The following is a 19145-nucleotide window of genomic DNA, read 5'->3' on the forward strand; positions in this document are numbered from 1 at the left end:
CGGCTCCGGTGGAAGGATGCCCGCATACTGCGCGGGGGTGGGTCAGTCGTCGGTGATGGGACGCAGGGCGGCGCGCTCGTCCGGGGTCTCCATGATCTCCAACAGATCCCCCAGGCCCCGTTCCAGGGCCGCCAGACTCTCCCGCGGCAGGGCCTGCAGGGCGCGGTTCAGTTCCCCCTGGGCCGGGGCCGGGGCGGTGTCCAGCAGGCCGCGCCCGGCGGGGGTGGCGTACAGGCGCACCACCCGCTGGTCCCGGCCCGCGCGCCGGCGCGCCAGCAATCCCTTGCGCTCTAGCTTGTCCAGCATGTTGGAGGCGGTGGAGGCGTGGATGCTCAGGCGTTGCGAGAGGTCGCCGACGCTCAGGCCCGGCTCCAGGTGCACTTCCCAGAGGGCCCAGAGCTGGGCCGCGCTCACGCCGCAGTCCTCCTGGATGCGCCGCGAATGCCCCTGCAGGGCGCGGAACAGGACCCGCAGGCGGCGGATCACGGTCTGCACCCGGGCCTCGGGGCCCGGGGAGGTCCCGGGGACGGGGCCGGTTCGCAGGTTGGGCTGGGCCATGGGGGGACCTTTTTGCACAAATCCTTTTTGTACAATAACATTCACCTTGAGAAGGCACAAATGCGCCCCGGTCACCATCCCCACCACGGCATCACCCGCGAGGAGGTCCCAGCATGCTGGAAGCCCTGAGGGAGGACATCGCCCGGCACCGTGAATTCACCTACCTGCTGCTGCGCCGGTTGCAGAACCTGGGGCGGGCCTTCGTGCTGCGTTCCGACCTGCAGGATGCATACCGCGCCCTGGCCGCGGAGCATGCCGCACCGCCGCCGGAGTACTCGGCCCTGACGCAGATGCTGGAGGACGTGCAGGAGGCGGTGATCACCGCCCCCTGGATCTCCTTCTCCGTGCGCCCGCAGGTGGGCCGCTGGGTCTATCTGCGCATCCATGCCGACGAACTGGCGGTGGAGCCCGTTCCCGTGGGGGCCTTTCTGGAGTTCAAGGAGCGGCTGGTGGCCCCGCATCTGGAGGAGTACCGCCCCCTGGAGTTCGATATCGGCGCCTTCCAGCGCCACTTCCCCAACCTGCGGGAATCCCGCTCCATCGGCCAGGGGGTGGAATTCCTCAATCGCAAGCTCTCCAGCCAGCTCTTCGACCGGGACGGGGCGGGCTTCCACAAGCTGTTCCTGTTCCTGCGCGAGCACCGCTGCAACGGGCATCAACTGATGATCAACGACCGGGTCCGGGACGTGGACGGCCTGCGCGCCGTCATCCGCGCCGCCGAGAAGCGCCTGGCCCGCCTGGACCCCGAGACCCCCTGGGATGCGGTGGCCCACACCCTGCAGGAGCTGGGCCTGGAGGCCGGCTGGGGACGGGACGTGGGGCGCATCCGGGAGAGCCTGGAACTGCTCTCCGAGCTGCTGGAGGCCCCTTCCCCCAAGACCCTGGAGCGGTTTTTGGCGCGCATCCCCATGATCTTCAGCATGCTCATCCTCAGCCCCCACGGTTTCTTCGGCCAGTCCAATGTCCTGGGGCTGCCGGATACCGGCGGGCAGGTGGTGTACATCCTGGACCAGGTGCGCTCCCTGGAGCGGGAGATGCATGCCCGTCTGGCGGAGCAGGGCCTGGACATCCAGCCCCGCATCCTGGTGGTGACCCGCCTCATCCCCGAGGCCCGGGGCACCACCTGCGATCAGCCCGAGGAGCATATCTCCGGCACCCAGAACGCCAAGATCCTGCGCGTGCCCTTCCGCGGCCGGGACGGGGAGGTGGTGCCCCACTGGATCTCCCGATTCGAGATCTGGCCCTACCTGGAGCGTTTCGCCAACGACGTGGAGACCCGGGTGCGTGCCGAGCTGGGGGGGCGGCCGGATTTGATCGTGGGCAACTACTCCGATGGCAACCTGGTGGCCACGCTGCTGTCGTCGCGCATGCACGTCACCCAGTGCAACATCGCCCATGCCCTGGAGAAGACCAAATACCTCTACTCGGACCTCTACTGGCGGGAGAACGAGGACCAGTACCATTTCTCCTGCCAGTTCACTGCGGACCTGATCGCCATGAACGCCGCGGATTTCATCCTCACCAGCACCTATCAGGAGATCGCCGGTACCGATCACGGCATCGGCCAGTACGAGAGTTACGGCGCCTTCACCCTGCCCGAGCTCTATCGCGTGGTGAACGGCATCGATGTCTTCGATCCGCGCTTCAACATCGTCTCCCCGGGGGCCGATTCCGAGGTGTACTTCTCCCATCAAGAGACGGAACGGCGCCTGGGTGGGCTGCACGGGGAGTTGCATGAGATGCTCTTCGGCGGGCCGCACCCGGAGGCCCGGGGTATGCTGGAGGACCCGGACAAGCCCCTGATCTTCACCATGGCCCGGCTGGACCGCATCAAGAACATCACCGGCCTGGTGTCCTGGTATGCGCAACACCCGGAACTGCGCCGGCGGGCCAATCTGGTGGTGGTGGCGGGGTATGTGGATCCCGGCCGTTCCGGCGACCGGGAGGAGCAGGAGCAGATCGCCTACATGCATCGCCTGTTTGACGAGCACGGCCTGGACGGTCAGGTGCGCTGGCTGGGGATGCGTCTGGACAAGGTCCTCTCGGGGGAGCTCTACCGCTATGTGGCGGATCATCGGGGGGTGTTCGTGCAACCGGCCTTGTTCGAGGCCTTCGGCCTCACGGTGATCGAGGCCATGGTCTCGGGCCTGCCCACCTTCGCCACCCTCTACGGCGGTCCCCTGGAGATCATCGAGCACGGCCGCTCCGGGTACCATATCGATCCCAACCACGGGGATGAGGCCGCCGATGTGCTGCTGGAGTTCTTCCAGCGCTGCGAGGCGGACCCGGGGCATTGGGACCGCATCTCCCGCGCGGGCATGGACCGGGTGGAGGCCCGCTACACCTGGAAGCGCTACGCTGAGCGCATGATGACCCTGTCGCGCATCTACGGGTTCTGGAAGTACGTCACCAACCTGGAGCGGGCCGAGACCCGGCGCTACCTGGAGATGTTCTACGCCCTGCAATACCGCCCGCTGGCGGCGCGGCTGGAGGGCTGAGCCCTGTTCTGCCCGGCGGGGTGATGGGGTTGTGCTGCGCGGCCCGGCAGGGTCAGGCGGATGGGACCGCGCCAGCGGTGATGCCTTCTCTGATCGGGCGCTGGTCCGGCCCCATGGCGTGGGGCACCCTGCCCAGCGTGTCCCGTCGCTTAGAGCGAGGCCGGCGTGTCCCCGGATTCATCGGAGAGGATGATCTCCACGCGGCGGTTCTTCTGGCGCCCCGCGAAGGTCTCGTTGGTGGCGACGGGATAGTCCGAGCCCAACCCCCGGGCGATGATGCGGTCGGGGGAGATGCCCTTGCGCACCAGGGCCTCTTGTACCGATTCCGCGCGCTGTTGGGAGAGACGCCGATTCAAGGCCGGATCGCCGGTGCTGTCCGTATGGCCTTCGATGATGGCCTTATAGCCGGGGTTGGCCGCCAGGAAATCCGACAGGCGCTGGATCATGCGCTCGGCCCCCGGTTTGAGATCGGCCTTGCCGGTGTCAAAGAGCACGTCGCCGAGGGTGAGGACCATGCCCCGCGCCGTCTGTCGCAGTTGACCCGTGGCGGCCAGATCCCTGGCCGGGCCCCGGCTCATGCGGGGCCGGTCTGCCCTGTCGTCCTCCCCTGCAAGCCGTGCTTCCAGCTCCCTCGCCCGCAGGAGGGCCTCCTGGGCCTCGCGGCTGCGCTCCTCGGCCTGCTCCCTCGCCGAGCTCGCCAGTGCTCGGGCCTGGGCCAGGGCGATCTCGGCCTCCCGTGCCTTGGCTTCGGCCCGTTCCCGGGCGAGCTGCGCTTCCCGCAGCCCGAAGGAGGCATCGGGATCGTTCTGGTCGGTCATGCCGGCCCCCTGTTGGGGTGGGGTTCCGGTCTGATAGGGGGCAACGTTGGCACAGCCTGTCAGGGTGGTGAAAAGGGCCAGGCCCAGGATGGCCAGACCGGTTTTGCGGGCGTGGTGTCGAGCGGGCATAGAATGGGTTCTCGGCGCTTGATGTTTCATTGGCGGTCGGGGTTCGGTTCCGGCATCCACGGTGGGTGTCCGTGGTGTTCCACGTCAGCACGGACTACCCACATTGCACGAAGCATTGACAGGTCTGGGTGGCTAGCTTAGCACCCGCTCCCATGATGTGAAATGGTGCTCCATTTTTATGTCCGGATGATGCAATTTCATGGACCACTGCGGGTTACATTCCGACAGCCGGTTTCCACCAGTCGCCAGGAGGCCACGGTGGCCAGGGCGGCAAAGCCGGTGAGCAGCCACAGGCCGCGTTGATAGTCCTGTGGGCCGTAGACCGGTACCCCGGCGGCGGAGAGGCTGCCGTCCCAGCCCAGGTCCATCACCCAGCCAAACAGGGGCTGGAACAGGGCCGCCCCCAGAAAGAGCCCGGTGTTCACCAGGGCGATGGCCATGCCCGAGAGGGAGGGCGCGGTCACCTCCTTGGCATGGGCGTAGGCCACCACAAAACTCCCCGCCGCCAGGCCCATGAGCGTGAACAGGGTCAGGCCCGTGAAGCCCGGGCCCCAGGGCAAAAAGAGCAGGGCCAGGCACATGGCCAGGTAGAGCAGGGCGCCCGTCTGCAGCACTGGACGGCGCCGTCCCAGGCGGTCGGAGACATGGCCCGCCAGCAGGCAGCCAGCGGCGAAGGCGACGGTGCCGGCGGTGGTATACAACGAGGCCTCACCCCGGCCCAGGCCGTGCACGTCCCGCATCAGGGGCACGGCCCACAGCCCCAGCATGCCGAACAGGCTGCCGGTGATGCCCAGGTCATAGAAAAAGCCCGGCCACAGGCGGCGGTTGGCCAGCACCGCCCGCAGGTCCCGCAGCCAGTGCTGCTGCCGGGGGGCGTGGGGTGGCAGTCCTTCCATCTCCCGCACCGAGGGGAAGCCCAGTTGTTCGGGCCGGTCCCGCACCAGCCACCAGGAGAGCAGGGCCAGGACCATGGCCGCGGCCCCCAGGACGACGAACAGGCTGCGCCAGTCCACCCATAGCAGCATCAGGGCCAGGGGCCCCGTTGCGGCGATGGCGCCGACATTGCCCAGCAGCAGGGTGAGGCCGCTGATGGTGCCGTAGCGCCGCTCGCTGAACCAAACGCTGTTGCTCTTCATCAGCCCGACGAAGACCACCGACACCCCCAGCCCCACGAGGAAGCGTCCCAGGCTGGCCGCGGCCAGGTCGTCCGCCAGCCCGAACAGCACCGACCCCAGGCCCGCCACCAGGTTGCCCATGGTGACCGATAGGCGGGAGCCCAGGGTATCCGCCAGCACCCCGGCGGGCATCTGCATGGCGGTATAGATATAGAAGTACATGGCCGAGAGGGACCCCAGGGTGGCGGCGCTGGTGCCGAAGGCCGCGGCCAGCTCGCCGGAGACCACCCCGGGGGCGAAGCGGTGGAAGAAGACCAGCATGTAGGCGGCCACCAGTACGGCGTAGATGGTCCAGCGGATGCGCACGAAGCGCCGGGGGTCCACGGTGGGCATGGGGGGTCCTTTTGCGATGCAACCGGTGGGCATGGTACCCGGGTCCGCCCGTCCCCTGCTATGGCAGCGGGACTGCCCCCTGCGTGGAACGAGGGTGTAGAATTCCGCCATGCCATTGACCGGAAAACACATCCTGTTGGGGGTCTCCGCGGGGATCGCCGCCTACAAGAGTTGCGACCTGGTGCGCCGTCTCATGGACGCCGGCGCCCGGGTGCGGGTGGTGATGACCCCACGGGCGGCGGAGTTCGTGGCCCCCCTCACCTTCCAGGCCCTGTCGGGTCATCCCGTGCGCCTCTCCGCCTTCGACGCCGGGGCCGAGGCGGGTATGGATCACATTGAGCTGGCCCGCTGGGCCGATTGCGTGCTGGTGGCCCCGGCCACGGCGGATCTCATGGCCCGCCTGGCCCAGGGCATGGCCGACGATCTGCTCACCACCCTTTGCCTGGCCACCGAGGCCCCGGTGTGTCTGGCCCCGGCCATGAACCGGGCCATGTGGGCCCATGCCGCCACCCGGGCCAATGCCCAGTGTCTCGTCGGGCGCGGTGTGCACCTGCTGGGCCCCGCCTCGGGGGGGCAGGCCTGCGGCGAGGAGGGGGCGGGGCGCATGCTGGAGCCGGGGGAACTGGTGGCCGCGCTGCGGGAGCGGTTCACGGACGGCCCCTTGGCGGGCCGGCGGGTCCTGATCACCGCCGGTCCCACCCGCGAGCCGGTGGACCCGGTGCGCTTTGTGGGCAACCGCAGTTCCGGGCGCATGGGCTATGCCGTGGCCGCGGCCGCCGCCGCCGCCGGGGCGCGGGTGTGCCTGGTGAGCGGTCCCGTGGCGCTGCCATCCCCTCCGGGGGTGGAGCGGGTGGCCGTGGAGACCGCCCTGGAGATGCACGCGGCGGTGATGGAACGGGTGGCGCAGGCGGAGGTCTTCATCTCCACCGCGGCGGTGGCGGACTACCGGGTGGCGGAGCCCGCCTTGGAGAAGATCAAGAAGCGCGCCGATATCCTGGAGCTGCGCCTGGTGCGCAACCCCGACATCCTGGCGGAGGTGGCGGCCCGCCCGGATGCCCCTTTCACCGTGGGCTTTGCGGCGGAGACCGGGGACCTGGAGCGCCACGCCCGGGCCAAGCTGGAGGCCAAGGGGCTGGACATGATCGCCGCCAACGATGTCTCCGCAGGAAGGGGCTTCGATGCCGAGGAGAACGCCCTGGAGGTGCTGTGGCCCGGCGGCGGCACCAGCCTGGGGCGTCAACCCAAGACGGCCCTGGCCCGGGCGCTGGTGGCGCTGGTGGCCCGGCGCATGGAGGCGGCCGGCCGGAATCCAGGCCCTGCCTGATGCGGCCGACTTGTGCATCACCGATCCCTTTCCCGTTTCGAGAGCGTACATGCAGACCATCGATATCCGCATCCTGGACCCCCGGGTGGGCCGTGAATTCCCGTTGCCGGAGCCGGCCACCGCCGGTTCCGCCGGGGTGGACCTGCGGGCCTGCCTGGACGGCCCTTTGGAGTTGCATCCGGGGCAGGCGGAACTGATCCCCACCGGCATCGCCATGCACATCGCCGATCCGGGGCTGGCGGCCATGGTGCTGCCCCGGTCCGGGCTGGGGCATCGCCAGGGCATCGTCCTGGGCAATCTGGTGGGGTTGATCGATTCCGACTACCAGGGCCCGTTGATGGTCTCCTGCTGGAACCGGGGGGCGCGGACGGTGGTGGTGGAACCGGGGGAGCGCATCGCCCAGATGGTGGTGGTGCCGGTGGTGCAACCCCGGTTCCGGGTGGTGGAGGATTTCGAGGAGAGCGAGCGCGGTGAAGGGGGGTTTGGTTCTTCCGGGCGCCTCTGAGGCGGTGTTGAGTGGGCGCCATCTTGGGGGGTGTCTGTGGGGCCGTCGGGGGGCGGGTCGCCCTGCGGCGGGACGCCGTGCATACCTCCCTGTAGGCTTGCGCGCCGCTTCCCTGCGGCGCACACCCACCTCCGGGCGACCCGCCCCCCGACGGCGCGGCGGCAGTGGATTTCTCCCTGCAGGCTTGCGCGCCGCTTCCCTGCGGCGCACACCCGCCTCCGGGCGACCCGCCCCCCGACGGTGTGGCTGCAGTGGGTTTCTCCCTGCAGGCTTGGGCACCGCCTTCCCGGTGGGGAGGGGGGCATGATGGAGCCTTCCGGAGTGCCCGCAACCCTGTTTCGCGCCTACGACATCCGCGGTGAGGTGGGGCCGGGGGGGCTGGATGCCGCCGCCGCCGGGGCCGTGGGCCGGGCCTTCGGGGCAAAGGCCCGGGAGCGGGGGATCCGGGAGGTGGCCGTAGGGAGGGACGGGCGCCTGTCCAGCCCGGAGCTGGAGGCGGCCCTGATCCGGGGGCTGACGGCCTGCGGGTTGCGGGTGCTGGCCCTGGGCTGCGTGCCCACCCCGGTGACCTGGTATGCCGCCCTGGAACGGGCGGGGGGCAACGGGATCATGGTCACCGGCAGCCACAACCCGCCGCAGTACAATGGATTCAAGCTCATGCTGGCGGGGCGCACCCTGCACTGGGAGACGGTGCAGGGGCTGCGCCGGCGCATCGAGTCGGGCCCGCTGCCCACCGCCCCCGGCGGCGGGGTCGAGCCCCTGGAGGTGGTGCCGGGGTATCTGCAGCGGCTATGCACCGATATCCGTCTGGCGCGGCCCCTGTCGGTGGTGGTGGATTGTGGCAACGGGGCCGCCTCGGAGCTGGCGCCGGTCCTCTTCGAGCGTATGGGTTGTCGCGTGACGCCCCTGTTCTGCCGCGTGGATGGGCGCTTTCCCCATCACCATCCGGACCCGTCCCGGCCGGAGAACCTGGCGGACCTGGCGCAAAAGGTGCAAGCGGTGGGGGCGGACCTGGGGCTGGCCTTCGACGGCGACGGGGACCGGCTCGGGGTGGTGGACGGGGAGGGCCGCATCCACTGGCCCGACCGCCTCATGATGTGCCTCGCACGGGATGTCCTGGCCCGGCATCCGGGGGCCACGGTGGTGTTTGATGTAAAATCCTCCCGTCACCTGGGCGAGGAGGTGGCCAGGCTGGGGGGGCACCCCGTGATGAGTTGCACCGGCCATTCCCTGCTCAAGGCCCGCATGGAGGCCACCGGGGCCCTGCTGGCGGGGGAGATGAGCGGTCATGTCTTCTTCCGGGACCGCTGGCTGGGGGTGGATGACGCCCTCTATGCCGGTGCGCGGCTGCTGGAGTGGCTGTCGCGGCAGGCGCAGCCGCCGGCGCGGGTCTTCGACTCCCTGCCCCGGTCTTGCCACACGCCGGAGATCCTGGTGCGCCCCGCCGGCGGTGAGGCGGCCCGGGATGCCCTCATGCAGCGGCTCCTGGCGGACCCCGATCCAAAGGACGGTCGGGTCCTGCGTCTGGACGGTCTGCGGCTGGAGTTCGCCGACGGTTGGGGGCTGGTGCGGGCATCCAACACCACCCCCTGCCTGACCCTGCGCTTCGAGGCGGACACCCCCGAGGCCCTGGCCCGCGTGCAGGCCCTGTTCCGGGACCGCCTGCGGGCCCTGGATCCGGCGCTGGCGCTGCCCTTTTGAGGGCGTTTCCCACAACCCCCTGATCCACTGGAGAACGATCCCCATGTCCGAACCCACCGCCATGGAACACACCAGCGCGCACACCATCGCCCGGGTGCTGACCGAGGCGCTGCCCTATATCCAGCGGTTCTCCCGCAAGACCCTGGTGATCAAGTACGGCGGCAATGCCATGGTGGATGAGGAACTCAAGCGCGGTTTCGCCCGGGACATCGTGCTGCTCAAGCAGGTGGGCATGAATCCGGTGGTGGTGCACGGCGGTGGTCCCCAGATCGGCCGTATGTTGGATCAGCTGGGCAAGGAGTCCCGCTTCGTGGACGGCCTGCGGGTGACGGACCGGGAGACCATGGATGTGGTGCAGATGGTGCTGGGGGGGTTGGTGAACAAGGAGATCGTCAACCTCATCAACCAGTTCGGCGGGCGTGCCGTGGGGCTCACGGGCAAGGATGGGGGCTTGATCCGGGCCCGGCGCCTGAGCCACCGCCGCGGGGCGGCCGACGACCCGGAGGCCTCGGAGATCATCGACCTGGGGCATGTGGGGGAGGTGGCCTCCATCGACCCGGCGGTGGTGCATATGCTGGATTCGGGGGACTTCATCCCGGTGATCGCCCCGGTGGGCGTGGGTGAGGACGGGGCCGCCTACAACATCAACGCCGACCTGGTGGCGGGCAAGATGGCCGCAGTGCTCAACGCGGAGAAGCTGATCCTGCTCACCAACACCGCCGGGGTGCTGGACGACGAGGGCCACCTGCTCACCGGGCTCTCCGCCCGCCAGGTGGACGAACTCATCGCCTCCGGGGTGATCCACGGCGGCATGATCCCCAAGATCCAGTGCGCCCTGGATGCGGTGAAGTCGGGGGTGCGCAGCGCCCATATCATCGATGGCCGGGTGAGCCACGCGGTGATGCTGGAGCTGTTGACGGACAAGGGGGTGGGGACCCTCATCACCGGGTGAGGTGCAGCCCCGTTACGGGGCGTCCTCCTGTCGGGCGCGCAGCGTGCGCAGGCGTTCCAGGTCGTGCCGGAATCGCTGTTCGATCCGCTCCCGCTGCGCCCGTTGCTCCTCCAGGCGCGCCTGATGGGCGCGGATGCGCTCCTCCAGGGCGTCGGCCTGGGCCATGTCCCCCTCGCTGCGTAAACGTTCCCGTTCCTGGCGCAGTTCCTCCAGCCGTTCCCGCAGCAGGACCAGCTCGGAATCGATGAGGGCGAGGCGGTCATCCCGCGTGTGGATCAGCTCCCGCTCCGAGCCAAAGCTCTGCAGCAGGATGCGGTCCGCCTCCGCCTGCCGGGCCGCCGCCTCCTCCTCGGCGCGAAGGCGGGCCTCCTCGGCGGCACGGGCCTCGCGTTCCGCGGCACTGGGGGGCGCCTCCCGGCGTTCCCTCACCAGGCCGCGGCGGTCGATCACCTCGCGGTCGAAACGGGTCACATCGGAGGGCGGGGTGTCGCTCATGTGCACCTGCCCGTCCTCGTCCACCCAGCGGTAGATCTCCCCGCAGGCCGCCGCCGGCAGGATGGCCGCAAGGATCAGCAGGAGGATGGGCGGGCCATGACGGTGTGCGCTGCCGAGGGGAAGGGGCTGAATGGGCATGGCGGCCTCCTCGGGCCCGGGATGGCCCGTTGTCTGGGATACGACGTCTCCGCTTCCTGCGGTCTGCTTCCCGGCCCTGGGCGCCCCGGGCGGCGTTCAGGCCACCCCGTATTCCCTGCGGTAGGCCTCCACCGCGGCGCGGTGTTCCTCCATGTCCGGGAGTTCGTGCAGGAAGGCCTCCAGGTCCGTCAGGGTGGCGATGGCGTGCACGCGCACCCCCAGATCCCGTTCCGCCTCCTGGATGGCCGAGAGGGCCCCCTGCCCCCGCTCCTGGCGGTCCAGGGCGATGAGCACCCCGGCGGGTTCCGCCCCGGCGGCGCGGATCAGCTCCACCGACTCGCGGATGGCGGTGCCGGCGGTGATGACGTCGTCCACGATGAGCACGCGCCCCTGCAGCGGTGCCCCCACCAGGTTGCCCCCCTCGCCGTGGTCCTTGGCCTCCTTGCGGTTGAAGCAGTAGGGATAGTCCCGGTCGTGCTCCCGGGCCAGGGCCATGGCGGTGGCGGCCACCAGGGGGATGCCCTTGTAGGCGGGGCCGAAGAGGGTGTCCACCTGCATGCCGGAGTCCACCAGCGCGCGGGCGTAGAAGGCCCCCAGGCGGGCCAGATCCCTGCCGGTGTTGAACAGGCCGGCATTGAAGAAATAGGGGCTCACCCGGCCGGACTTGAGGGTGAAGCGGCCAAAGCGCAGTACGCCGCGCTCCAGGCAGAATTGCAGGAATTCGGTGCGATAGGTGTTCATGCACGGGAAGTTACAAGGATGCGGCCCAGGGGACAAGCGCTTGCGCTTCCGTCCTCGGGGCCATGTGGTAGCTTCATCGGGTCACCCCCAGCGATCCCCGAGGTCATGCGCATCGTCAATTTCAACGCCAATGGCATCCGTTCCGCCGCCCGCAAGGGCTTCTTCCAGTGGCTCCAGGCCCAGGGGGCGGACGTGGTCTGCATCCAGGAGACCAAGGCCCAGGTGCATCAGCTGGAGGATGAGATCTTCCACCCCCGGGGCTACCACTGCACCTACCTCGACGCGCAGAAGAAGGGCTACAGCGGTGTGGCCCTGTACTGCCGGCGGCCGCCGGATGAGGTCATCGCGGGGCTGGGCTCGGAGGACTTCGACCCGGAGGCCCGCTACCTGGAGGCCCGCTTCGGCGGGCTCTCCGTGGCCTCGGTCTACGTGCCCTCCGGCTCTTCCGGGGAGGTGCGCCAGGCGGCCAAGTACCGCTTCCTGGACCTGTTCATGGAACGCCTGCGCCAGGCCCGGGCCAGTGGCCGGGAGTACGTCCTGTGCGGGGATTGGAATATCGCCCATCGCCCCATCGACCTGCGCAACTGGCGCAGCAACCAGAGGCATTCCGGCTTCCTGCAGGAGGAGCGGGCATGGCTGGACACCCTGTTCGAGGAGGTGGGCTGGGTGGATGCCTTCCGCCGCCTGGTGCAGGCGCCGGAGGAGTACACCTGGTGGTCCCACCGGGGTCAGGCCTGGTCGAAAAATGTGGGATGGCGTCTAGACTATCAAGTGACCACCCCCGGCATGGCGCAGCGGGCGCGGGCGGCCTTCGTGCACCGGGCGGACCGTTTCTCCGACCATGCCCCGGTGGTCATGGACTACGATGTCCCGGTGTCCTGAGCTGGCTTGCGGGCCGGCCCAGGGGCACAATTCGCCTGAACTGTTGGACTTATGTTAAGTTTTTGCGTTCACGAAAAACGTCGCCCTGCCTCCTGGGGCGGTCTATTGCCATCCGGGAAGGGGTCCCGGGGCAACCGCCCGATGCGGTTCTAGGCCATCGCGGGAGGGGGAGACGCCTCAGATGAGGACCCGGAGGGGGCGGTACAGCGCCCCTTGAGCCGCCCATACTCGGAGGACCCATGGCCGATCCCAACAAATCGTCACCGGAGAAGCGACCCCGGATGCAGGTCAATCCGCCGGTCTTCATCGCATCGGCCGCCCTGATCCTGGTGCTGGTGGTCTTCGCCGCCATCTTCACGGACCTGGCCGGCAGCGTGTTCCAGGCCACCCAGTCCTGGATCTCCGACACCATGGGCTGGTTCTATGTCCTTTCGGTGGCGGGTTTTGTGATCTTCATGGTCGCCCTCGCCGTCTCCTCCTATGGCGGCATCAAGCTGGGCCCCGATCACAGCCAGCCCGACTACAGTTACCTGTCCTGGTTCGCCATGCTCTTCTCCGCCGGCATGGGCATCGGGCTCATGTTCTTCGGCGTCGCCGAGCCGGTGATGCACTACACCTCGCCCCCCACGGGCAGCGGCGAGACCGTGGAGGCGGCGCGCCAGGCCATGAGCATCACCCTCTTCCACTGGGGGATGCATGCCTGGGCCATCTATGCCGTGGTGGCCGCTTCACTGGCTTATTTCGCCTTCCGTCACGGCCTGCCTCTGACCGTGCGCTCAGCCCTCTATCCCCTGCTGGGGGACCGCATCCATGGCGGTATCGGCCATACGGTGGACACCTTCGCCGTTCTGGGCACCCTCTTCGGCGTGGCCACCTCCCTGGGCCTGGGGGCGACCCAGATCAACTCCGGCCTGAACTACCTCTTTGATGTCCCCAATGTGGTCTCGGTGCAGGTGGTGCTCATCGCCATCATCACCGTGCTGGCCACCATCTCCGTGGTGCTGGGGCTGGACGGCGGCATCCGCCGCCTCTCGGAGCTGAACATCCTCCTGGCGGTGGGGCTTCTGGCCTTCGTGCTCATCTTCGGGCCCACGGTCTACCTGCTGCAGACCCTGGTGCAGAACACGGGAAGCTACATCTCCAACCTGTTCAGCATGACCTTCAATCTCTACGCCTACGAACCCACGGACTGGATCGGGGGCTGGACGTTGTTCTACTGGGGCTGGTGGATCGCCTGGGCGCCGTTCGTGGGCATGTTCATCGCCCGGGTCTCCCGGGGACGCACCCTGCGGGAGTTCACCTTCGGTGTACTGTTCGTGCCGGTGGGTTTCACCATCATGTGGATGACCTTCTTCGGCAACACCGCGCTGCACATGATCATGGAGCAGGGGATCACGCAACTGGCGGATGCCGTGGCCGCGGATACCTCGGTGGCCCTCTTTCAGTTCCTCGAGCAGATGCCCCTCTCCAGCATCACCGCCGTGGTGGCCACGCTCCTGGTGGTGACCTTCTTCGTCACCTCCTCCGACTCCGGTTCCCTGGTGGTGGACATCCTCACCTCCGGCGGCCGTGAGGACTCCCCCACCTGGCAGCGCATCTTCTGGGCCCTGCTGGAGGGGGTGGTGGCCTCCGTGCTGCTCATCGCCGGCGGGCTCTCGGCCCTGCAGACGGCCACCATCGCCAGCGCCCTGCCGTTCACCGTGATCATGATCTTCATGGCCTGGGGGCTGCTCAAGGCGCTGCACCTGGACCACCTCAAGAAGGTGACCCTGCTGGAGTCCCGGGTGTCACCGGTGAGCCCCCACGCCCCCGTCTCCTGGCAGCGGCGGCTGCGCTCCATCGTGCACCAGCCCAAGCGCAACGAGGTGCTGCGCTTCATCCAGGAGACGGTCAAGCCCGCCCTCACCGCCGTGGCCGAGGAGTTGCGCAAGCAGAAGCTGGATGCCCAGGTGGGGGAGGGTGAGGACGGCCGCTGCTGGGTGGAGGTGCGCCACGGCGAGGAGATCGATTTCTTCTACTCCGTGCGTCCCCGGGCCTACGAGCCGCCCAGCTTCGTCATGCGCGACACCGGCGCCCGGCGTGCCCAGAACCTGAAGTACTTCCGCGCCGAGGTGCACCTGGGCGAGGGCGGTCAGGACTACGACGTCATGGGCTGGAGTCAGGAGGCCCTGATCAACGACGTGCTCGAGCACTACGAACGGCATATGCACTTCCTCGACGCCGTGCGTTGAGCACGCAACGAAACGCAGGTGCCGCGGCGGGCTAGGCCCGCCGCGGTGTGGACCATCACCCATCATGGGGCCGCTAAGGCCCGGGCAGGACAGAACTTGCAACCGAAAATCCAGGTCAAGAACGTTACCAAGATCTTCGGGGACCATCCCGAGCAGGCCTTCGAGCTCTTGGAGCAGGGGCTCGGCCGCAAGGAGATCCAGCAGCGCACGGGGCAGACCGTGGGCATCCACGACGTGAACTTCGACGTGGACCAGGGGGAGATCCTGGTGGTGATGGGTCTCAGTGGCTGCGGCAAGTCCACCCTCATCCGCTGCCTCAACCGGCTCATCGAACCCTCCGGCGGTCAGGTGCTGATCGATGGCGAGGATATCCTCCAATTGAATCAGAAGGACTTGCTGGAGCGCCGGCGGCGCAAGTTCGGCATGGTCTTCCAGAACTTCGCCCTGTTCCCCCACCGCACCATCTTGGACAACACCGCCTTCGGGCTGGAGATCCGGGGTACCACGCAGAACGAGCGCCGTGAGAAGGCCCTGGAGGCCCTGGAGCTGGTGGGGCTGGACGGCTGGGAGAACGCCTATCCCTCGCAGCTCTCCGGCGGTATGCAGCAGCGCGTGGGCCTGGCCCGGGCCCTGGCGGCGGACCCGGACATCCTGCTCATGGACGAGGCCTTCAGCGCCCTGGACCCCCTCATCCGCCGTGACATGCAGAACGAACTGCTGAACCTGCAGGCGCGGATGAAGAAGACCATCGTCTTCATCACCCATGACCTGGACGAGGCCCTGCGCCTGGGGGACCGGATCGTGCTCATGAAGGACGGCTACGTGGTGCAGATCGGCACCCCAGAGGAGATCCTCAGCTCCCCCGCCAGCCGCTACGTGGAGCGCTTTGTCGAGGACGTGGACAAGACCCAGGTGCTCACCGCCGGGGCCATCATGCGCGACGCCCCGGTGCTGGCCTCCCCCAAGGACGGCCCCCGTATCGCCCTGCGGCGCATGGAGCAGGAGAGCTTCTACTGCTCCTTCGTGGTGCAGCGGGATGGCACCCTGGAGGGCTATATCTGGGCCGATGACGCCGCCGAGGCCATCAAGCGCAAGGAAAAGACCATCGAGGGTCTGATCCAGCGGGACCATCAGCCGGTGAAGCCCGACGAGCCCATCAGCACGCTGATCCAGATGCTGGCGGACACCCGCATCCCCGTGCCGGTGGTGGACGACCAGGGCCGGCTCGTGGGCACCGTCGTCAAGAGCAACGTCCTGGCCGCCCTGGCCGATAACCAGCCGGACCGGGAGGAGCAGGAGGACGACGCCGCTGGCGGAGAAGGCGGCGGGGACGAGAAGGCGCCGGCGGAATCCGCCGCCCCCTGAGCCCACGGCCATGCGGCGGCGTGCGTCTTTGGCCCGTGGCCGGGACGGGCGCCGTAACCCATCGATACCAGCGCGGATGAACCTACCATGAGTCAGGATTTTCCCTTTGTCGGCAAGTTTCCCCTGTCCGACTACATCGACGCCAGCCTGGAATGGATGACCCAGGCCTTCTCCGGGGTGACCCGGGGCATCAGCACCGTCCTCGGCGGCGGCGTGGAGGCCGTGGTGGCGGTCCTCAGCTTCCCGCCCCCCTGGGTGGTGATCCTCCTCATCGCCGCCTTTGCCTGGTGGATCGCCGGGCGGCGCGTGGGCATCGGCACCGCCGTGGGCCTGCTGTTCCTTTGGAACCTGCAGCTCTGGGAGGCCACCATCGAGACCCTCACCCTGGTGCTCTTCGCCACCGCGGTGGCGGTGGCCATTGCCCTGCCCCTGGGGATCCTGGGCGGGCTCTCCGACGGCTTCAAACGGCTCATCATGCCCATCCTGGACCTGATGCAGACCATGCCCGCCTTCGTCTATCTGATCCCCGCCATCCCCTTCTTCGGCCTCGGGCAGGTCTCGGCCATGTTCGCCACGGTGATCTTCTCCATGCCCCCGGCCATCCGCCTCACCATCCTGGGCATCCGCCAGGTGCCCGGAGAACTGGTGGAGGCCTCCGATGCCTTCGGCGCCAACTGGTGGCAGAAGCTGTTCAAGGTCCAGCTGCCCCTGGCGGTGCCCACCATCATGGCGGGCATCAACCAGACCATCATGCTGGCCCTGTCCATGGTGGTGATCGCCGCCATGATCGGCGCCGGCGGCCTGGGCAGCGAGGTCTGGCGCGCCATCCAGCGTCTGCAGCCGGGGGACGGCTTCGAGGCGGGGATCGCCATCGTGATCCTGGCCATGATCCTCGACCGCGTCACCCAGCGGATCGGGCAGAAGCGCAAGCAGCAGTGACACCCTCAACCCAGAAGGGAGAGAGACCCATGAAAAGACGAATGAACACGACCCTGAGCCGGCTCACCGGGATGTGCATGGCCCTGGCCCTGGCCTGTGTGCCCGCGGGTGCCCTGGCCGCCGACAAGGGCCGCATCGAACTGCCCTATGTGGAATGGTCCAGTGAGGTGGCCAGCACCAACGTGATCCGCGTGGTGTTGGAAGAGGCGGGCTATGATGTGCGCCTCACCTCCGTCAGCGCCGCCGCCATGTGGCAGTCCGTGGCCAGTGGCGATCAGGATGCCTTCGTGGCCGCCTGGTTGCCCACCACCCACGGCCACTACCTGAAACGTGTCCAGGATGATGTGGTGGACCTGGGGCCGAACCTGGAGGGGACCCGCATCGGCCTGGTGGTGCCCGAATACGTGGACATCGACTCCATCGCCGAGCTCAACGAGCATGCCGACCGCTTCGGCAACCAGATCATCGGGATCGATCCCGGCGCGGGCATCATGAGCACCACCGAGAAGGCCATCGAGGCATACGGCATGGACGACATGCAGCTGGTGGAAGGCTCCGGCGCCACCATGACCAGCGTCCTGGGCAACGCCATCCGCACGAAGGACTGGGTGGTGGTCACCGGCTGGACCCCCCACTGGAAGTTCGCCCGTTGGGACCTGAAGTACCTGGAGGACCCCAAGGGCATCTATGGGGGTGAGGAGACCATCCACACCATCGTGCGCAAGGGCCTGAAGGAGGACATGCCCGAGGCCTACGCCATCCTGGACAACTTCCACTGGACCCCGGAGCAGATGGCCGAGGTGATGGTGATGAACCAGGAGGGCGGTGATCCCTACGAGAACGCCCAGCGCTGGGTCGAGGAGAACCGCGACCTGGTGGAGACCTGGCTCCCCTGAACCTGTCCGGCGGCCCTTCCCTGAGCGGGTCGGGCCGCCCGGCCGTGGCCTTCGGCCGCGGCCATGAAGGACAGTCCGAGGACAGGGACGGTGTCCGTTTGCAGCAAGCCCAAGAACCCGGGACCCGGCGCCGCGGGGCCATGTCAAGGCCTTCGCGGTGCCTTCCCGTTTCGCAACCCATCCATTCAGGAAAAGAAAACATGCATCGCAAGACCTTGATCGCCTCCGCCGTCGGCGCCGCCCTGGCGCTGCCGACCACCGCCCTGGCCCAGGGCGTCAACTTCGACTTCTACGGCTCCGCCCGCGTGCAGGTGGAATCCGTCAGCCCCGACAAGGACGAGGTGCTGGACTCCTACACCGGCGTGCGCGACGCCTACTCCCGCATCGGCTTCGACGCCGACTACGCCCTCACCGACGGCCTCACCCTCATCGGCAAGCTGGAACTGCCCATGGACCTGGCCAACAAGAAGATCCAGGACCCCTGGGATCAGGACAAGGATTCCAAGAGCGGTGGCCAGAGCCGCGATGTGCGCGTGGCCAAGATCGGCGTGCAGGGGGATATCGGTACCCTCACCGTGGGGCAGATGTGGATGCCGTACTACAACGCCATCGCCTACCCGGTGGACATGTTCAGCACCTACTACAGCGGCTTTGCCACCTACACCTCCTTCCGCCGCCAGGACACCGTCGCCTACTACAGCCCGGACATGAACGGCTTCTCCATGGGCTTCGCCTGGAGCGCGGACAACGGTAACGCCGATGCCAATGGCGATGAGGACGATCGCCTGCAGCTCACCGGCTCCTACAGCTTCGGCGACACCACCCTGGCCGTGGGCATGGACGACCTGGGCGGTGCCTCGGATCAGAAGATCCTCGGCCTGTCCGCCCGGCACACCATGGGCGACCTGTACCTGGGGGCCAAGTACGAGCGCTTTGACAGCGACATCGACGGTGATGCCTACGGCGCCGATGGCGATACCGCCATGAACCTCTACGCCGGCTACACCCTGGGCAAGAACACCTTCAAGGTGATGCTGGCGGACGTGGAGAACTATGGCGAGAACATCTATCACCTGGGCTACGACTACCAGATGACCTCCGATCTGAAGCTCTTCGCCGAGTACTACTCCGAGGAAGAGACCGCCGCCATCACCGAGGAGCGTGGTGGGAAAAGTGACTGGTATGGCGTCGGTGCAGAAACCAGTAATGGTTATGGCGATATCAGCGGCGGCCAGGTCTTCGCCGCCGGGGTGCGCTACGACTTCTGATCCAAGCCGCATCCGGCACGCGTCCCGCCCCCCCGGGGGCGGGCGCAGCACCAGGGGGCCTGCGGGCCCCCTTCTCGTTTTGGGGCCGCCGTCCCGGGGCCGCCCAGGGCAATCGCACATAGAGATTGATTCTTATTTGAGTCCGAGTAAGTGAGCACGGTACTCGTCAGATGTTGCCGCGATGATCCGTTTGGTCT

The 19145-nt window shown here is 68.1% G+C and carries 16 protein-coding genes; 11 read left to right on the forward strand and 5 right to left on the reverse strand.

Translation table 11 applies throughout. From position 1 onward, the window contains the following. Positions 1-42 precede the first annotated feature (42 nt). A complete protein-coding gene (locus tag BM214_RS06735; protein ID WP_090484794.1) occupies positions 43-558 on the reverse strand; it encodes a MarR family winged helix-turn-helix transcriptional regulator in 516 nt (171 codons plus the stop codon). Between the two features lie 113 nt (positions 559-671). Between BM214_RS06735 and BM214_RS06740 the strand changes: the two genes are divergently transcribed. Beyond that, positions 672-3056 (forward strand): sucrose synthase, encoded by a 2385-nt coding sequence (locus BM214_RS06740; RefSeq protein ID WP_090484796.1) that lies wholly within the window; start codon positions 672-674, stop codon positions 3054-3056. A gap of 149 nt (positions 3057-3205) precedes the next feature. On the opposite strand, the gene BM214_RS06745 is transcribed toward BM214_RS06740, so the two are convergent. Then, on the reverse strand, positions 3206-3874 hold the full coding sequence (locus BM214_RS06745) for an OmpA family protein (RefSeq protein ID WP_177217609.1): 669 nt from the start codon (positions 3872-3874) through the stop codon (positions 3206-3208). Between the two features lie 326 nt (positions 3875-4200). Continuing rightward, entirely contained in the window at positions 4201-5511 is a 1311-nt protein-coding gene (locus tag BM214_RS06750) for an MFS transporter (protein WP_090484800.1), read from the reverse strand. Positions 5512-5620: 109 nt separating this feature from the next. Between BM214_RS06750 and coaBC the strand changes: the two genes are divergently transcribed. From coaBC to argB, 4 genes are all read left to right on the forward strand, one after another. Then, positions 5621-6835, forward strand: coding sequence for a bifunctional phosphopantothenoylcysteine decarboxylase/phosphopantothenate--cysteine ligase CoaBC (coaBC, locus tag BM214_RS06755; protein ID WP_090484802.1), 1215 nt, complete (start codon positions 5621-5623; stop codon positions 6833-6835). Positions 6836-6884: 49 nt separating this feature from the next. Beyond that, on the forward strand, positions 6885-7340 hold the full coding sequence (dut, locus tag BM214_RS06760; RefSeq protein WP_090484804.1) for a dUTP diphosphatase: 456 nt from the start codon (positions 6885-6887) through the stop codon (positions 7338-7340). A gap of 303 nt (positions 7341-7643) precedes the next feature. After that, positions 7644-9041: a phosphomannomutase/phosphoglucomutase gene (locus BM214_RS06765; RefSeq protein WP_244887880.1), complete on the forward strand. Its 1398-nt coding sequence runs from the start codon at positions 7644-7646 to the stop codon at positions 9039-9041. Between the two features lie 61 nt (positions 9042-9102). Next, on the forward strand, positions 9103-9993 hold the full coding sequence (argB, locus tag BM214_RS06770; RefSeq protein ID WP_090484857.1) for an acetylglutamate kinase: 891 nt from the start codon (positions 9103-9105) through the stop codon (positions 9991-9993). Positions 9994-10005: 12 nt separating this feature from the next. Here the strand turns inward: argB and BM214_RS06775 are convergent, their stop codons facing one another. Together BM214_RS06775 and pyrE are read right to left on the reverse strand one after the other, a co-directional pair. Further along, positions 10006-10626, reverse strand: coding sequence for a DUF4124 domain-containing protein (locus BM214_RS06775; protein ID WP_244887881.1), 621 nt, complete (start codon positions 10624-10626; stop codon positions 10006-10008). 96 nt (positions 10627-10722) lie between these two features. Next, positions 10723-11367: an orotate phosphoribosyltransferase gene (gene pyrE, locus BM214_RS06780; protein WP_090484806.1), complete on the reverse strand. Its 645-nt coding sequence runs from the start codon at positions 11365-11367 to the stop codon at positions 10723-10725. Positions 11368-11472: 105 nt separating this feature from the next. Here pyrE and BM214_RS06785 point away from each other — a divergent pair, with 105 nt between their 5' ends. The 6 genes from BM214_RS06785 (at position 11473) to BM214_RS06810 (ending at position 18948) form a co-directional block, all read left to right on the forward strand. Continuing rightward, positions 11473-12249 carry an exodeoxyribonuclease III gene (locus BM214_RS06785; protein WP_090484808.1) on the forward strand — a complete coding sequence of 259 codons (777 nt, stop codon included), beginning with the start codon at positions 11473-11475 and terminating at the stop codon, positions 12247-12249. Positions 12250-12488: 239 nt separating this feature from the next. Further along, a complete protein-coding gene (locus tag BM214_RS06790) occupies positions 12489-14480 on the forward strand; it encodes a BCCT family transporter (protein WP_090484810.1) in 1992 nt (663 codons plus the stop codon). Positions 14481-14576: 96 nt separating this feature from the next. Further along, entirely contained in the window at positions 14577-15845 is a 1269-nt protein-coding gene (locus BM214_RS06795; protein WP_090484812.1) for a quaternary amine ABC transporter ATP-binding protein, read from the forward strand. Between the two features lie 87 nt (positions 15846-15932). Beyond that, the gene (locus BM214_RS06800; RefSeq protein ID WP_090484816.1) at positions 15933-16784 is read left to right on the forward strand and encodes an ABC transporter permease; all 852 of its coding nucleotides are present in this window, start codon (positions 15933-15935) and stop codon (positions 16782-16784) included. Positions 16785-16825: 41 nt separating this feature from the next. Further along, positions 16826-17680: a glycine betaine ABC transporter substrate-binding protein gene (locus BM214_RS06805; RefSeq protein ID WP_090484818.1), complete on the forward strand. Its 855-nt coding sequence runs from the start codon at positions 16826-16828 to the stop codon at positions 17678-17680. A gap of 200 nt (positions 17681-17880) precedes the next feature. Next, a complete protein-coding gene (locus BM214_RS06810; protein WP_090484820.1) occupies positions 17881-18948 on the forward strand; it encodes a porin in 1068 nt (355 codons plus the stop codon). Positions 18949-19145 lie beyond the last annotated feature (197 nt).

Origin of the sequence: Ectothiorhodospira mobilis (assembly GCF_900114895.1) — a bacterium.
In the GTDB taxonomy this organism is placed as follows: Bacteria; Pseudomonadota; Gammaproteobacteria; order Ectothiorhodospirales; family Ectothiorhodospiraceae; genus Ectothiorhodospira; species Ectothiorhodospira mobilis_A.

What these genes read in the sequence shown, in the direction of transcription:
- BM214_RS06750 (WP_090484800.1), bottom strand. Translation starts at nt 5,511, where the DNA reads ATGCCCACCGTGGACCCCCGGCGCTTCGTGCGCATCCGCTGGACCATC.
- argB (WP_090484857.1), top strand. Translation starts at nt 9,103, where the DNA reads ATGGAACACACCAGCGCGCACACCATCGCCCGGGTGCTGACCGAGGCG.
- BM214_RS06735 (WP_090484794.1), bottom strand. Translation starts at nt 558, where the DNA reads ATGGCCCAGCCCAACCTGCGAACCGGCCCCGTCCCCGGGACCTCCCCG.
- BM214_RS06790 (WP_090484810.1), top strand. Translation starts at nt 12,489, where the DNA reads ATGGCCGATCCCAACAAATCGTCACCGGAGAAGCGACCCCGGATGCAG.
- BM214_RS06775 (WP_244887881.1), bottom strand. Translation starts at nt 10,626, where the DNA reads ATGCCCATTCAGCCCCTTCCCCTCGGCAGCGCACACCGTCATGGCCCG.
- pyrE (WP_090484806.1), bottom strand. Translation starts at nt 11,367, where the DNA reads ATGAACACCTATCGCACCGAATTCCTGCAATTCTGCCTGGAGCGCGGC.
- BM214_RS06805 (WP_090484818.1), top strand. Translation starts at nt 16,826, where the DNA reads ATGAACACGACCCTGAGCCGGCTCACCGGGATGTGCATGGCCCTGGCC.
- BM214_RS06745 (WP_177217609.1), bottom strand. Translation starts at nt 3,874, where the DNA reads ATGACCGACCAGAACGATCCCGATGCCTCCTTCGGGCTGCGGGAAGCG.
- BM214_RS06740 (WP_090484796.1), top strand. Translation starts at nt 672, where the DNA reads ATGCTGGAAGCCCTGAGGGAGGACATCGCCCGGCACCGTGAATTCACC.
- BM214_RS06800 (WP_090484816.1), top strand. Translation starts at nt 15,933, where the DNA reads ATGAGTCAGGATTTTCCCTTTGTCGGCAAGTTTCCCCTGTCCGACTAC.
- dut (WP_090484804.1), top strand. Translation starts at nt 6,885, where the DNA reads ATGCAGACCATCGATATCCGCATCCTGGACCCCCGGGTGGGCCGTGAA.
- BM214_RS06810 (WP_090484820.1), top strand. Translation starts at nt 17,881, where the DNA reads ATGCATCGCAAGACCTTGATCGCCTCCGCCGTCGGCGCCGCCCTGGCG.
- BM214_RS06785 (WP_090484808.1), top strand. Translation starts at nt 11,473, where the DNA reads ATGCGCATCGTCAATTTCAACGCCAATGGCATCCGTTCCGCCGCCCGC.
- coaBC (WP_090484802.1), top strand. Translation starts at nt 5,621, where the DNA reads ATGCCATTGACCGGAAAACACATCCTGTTGGGGGTCTCCGCGGGGATC.
- BM214_RS06765 (WP_244887880.1), top strand. Translation starts at nt 7,644, where the DNA reads ATGATGGAGCCTTCCGGAGTGCCCGCAACCCTGTTTCGCGCCTACGAC.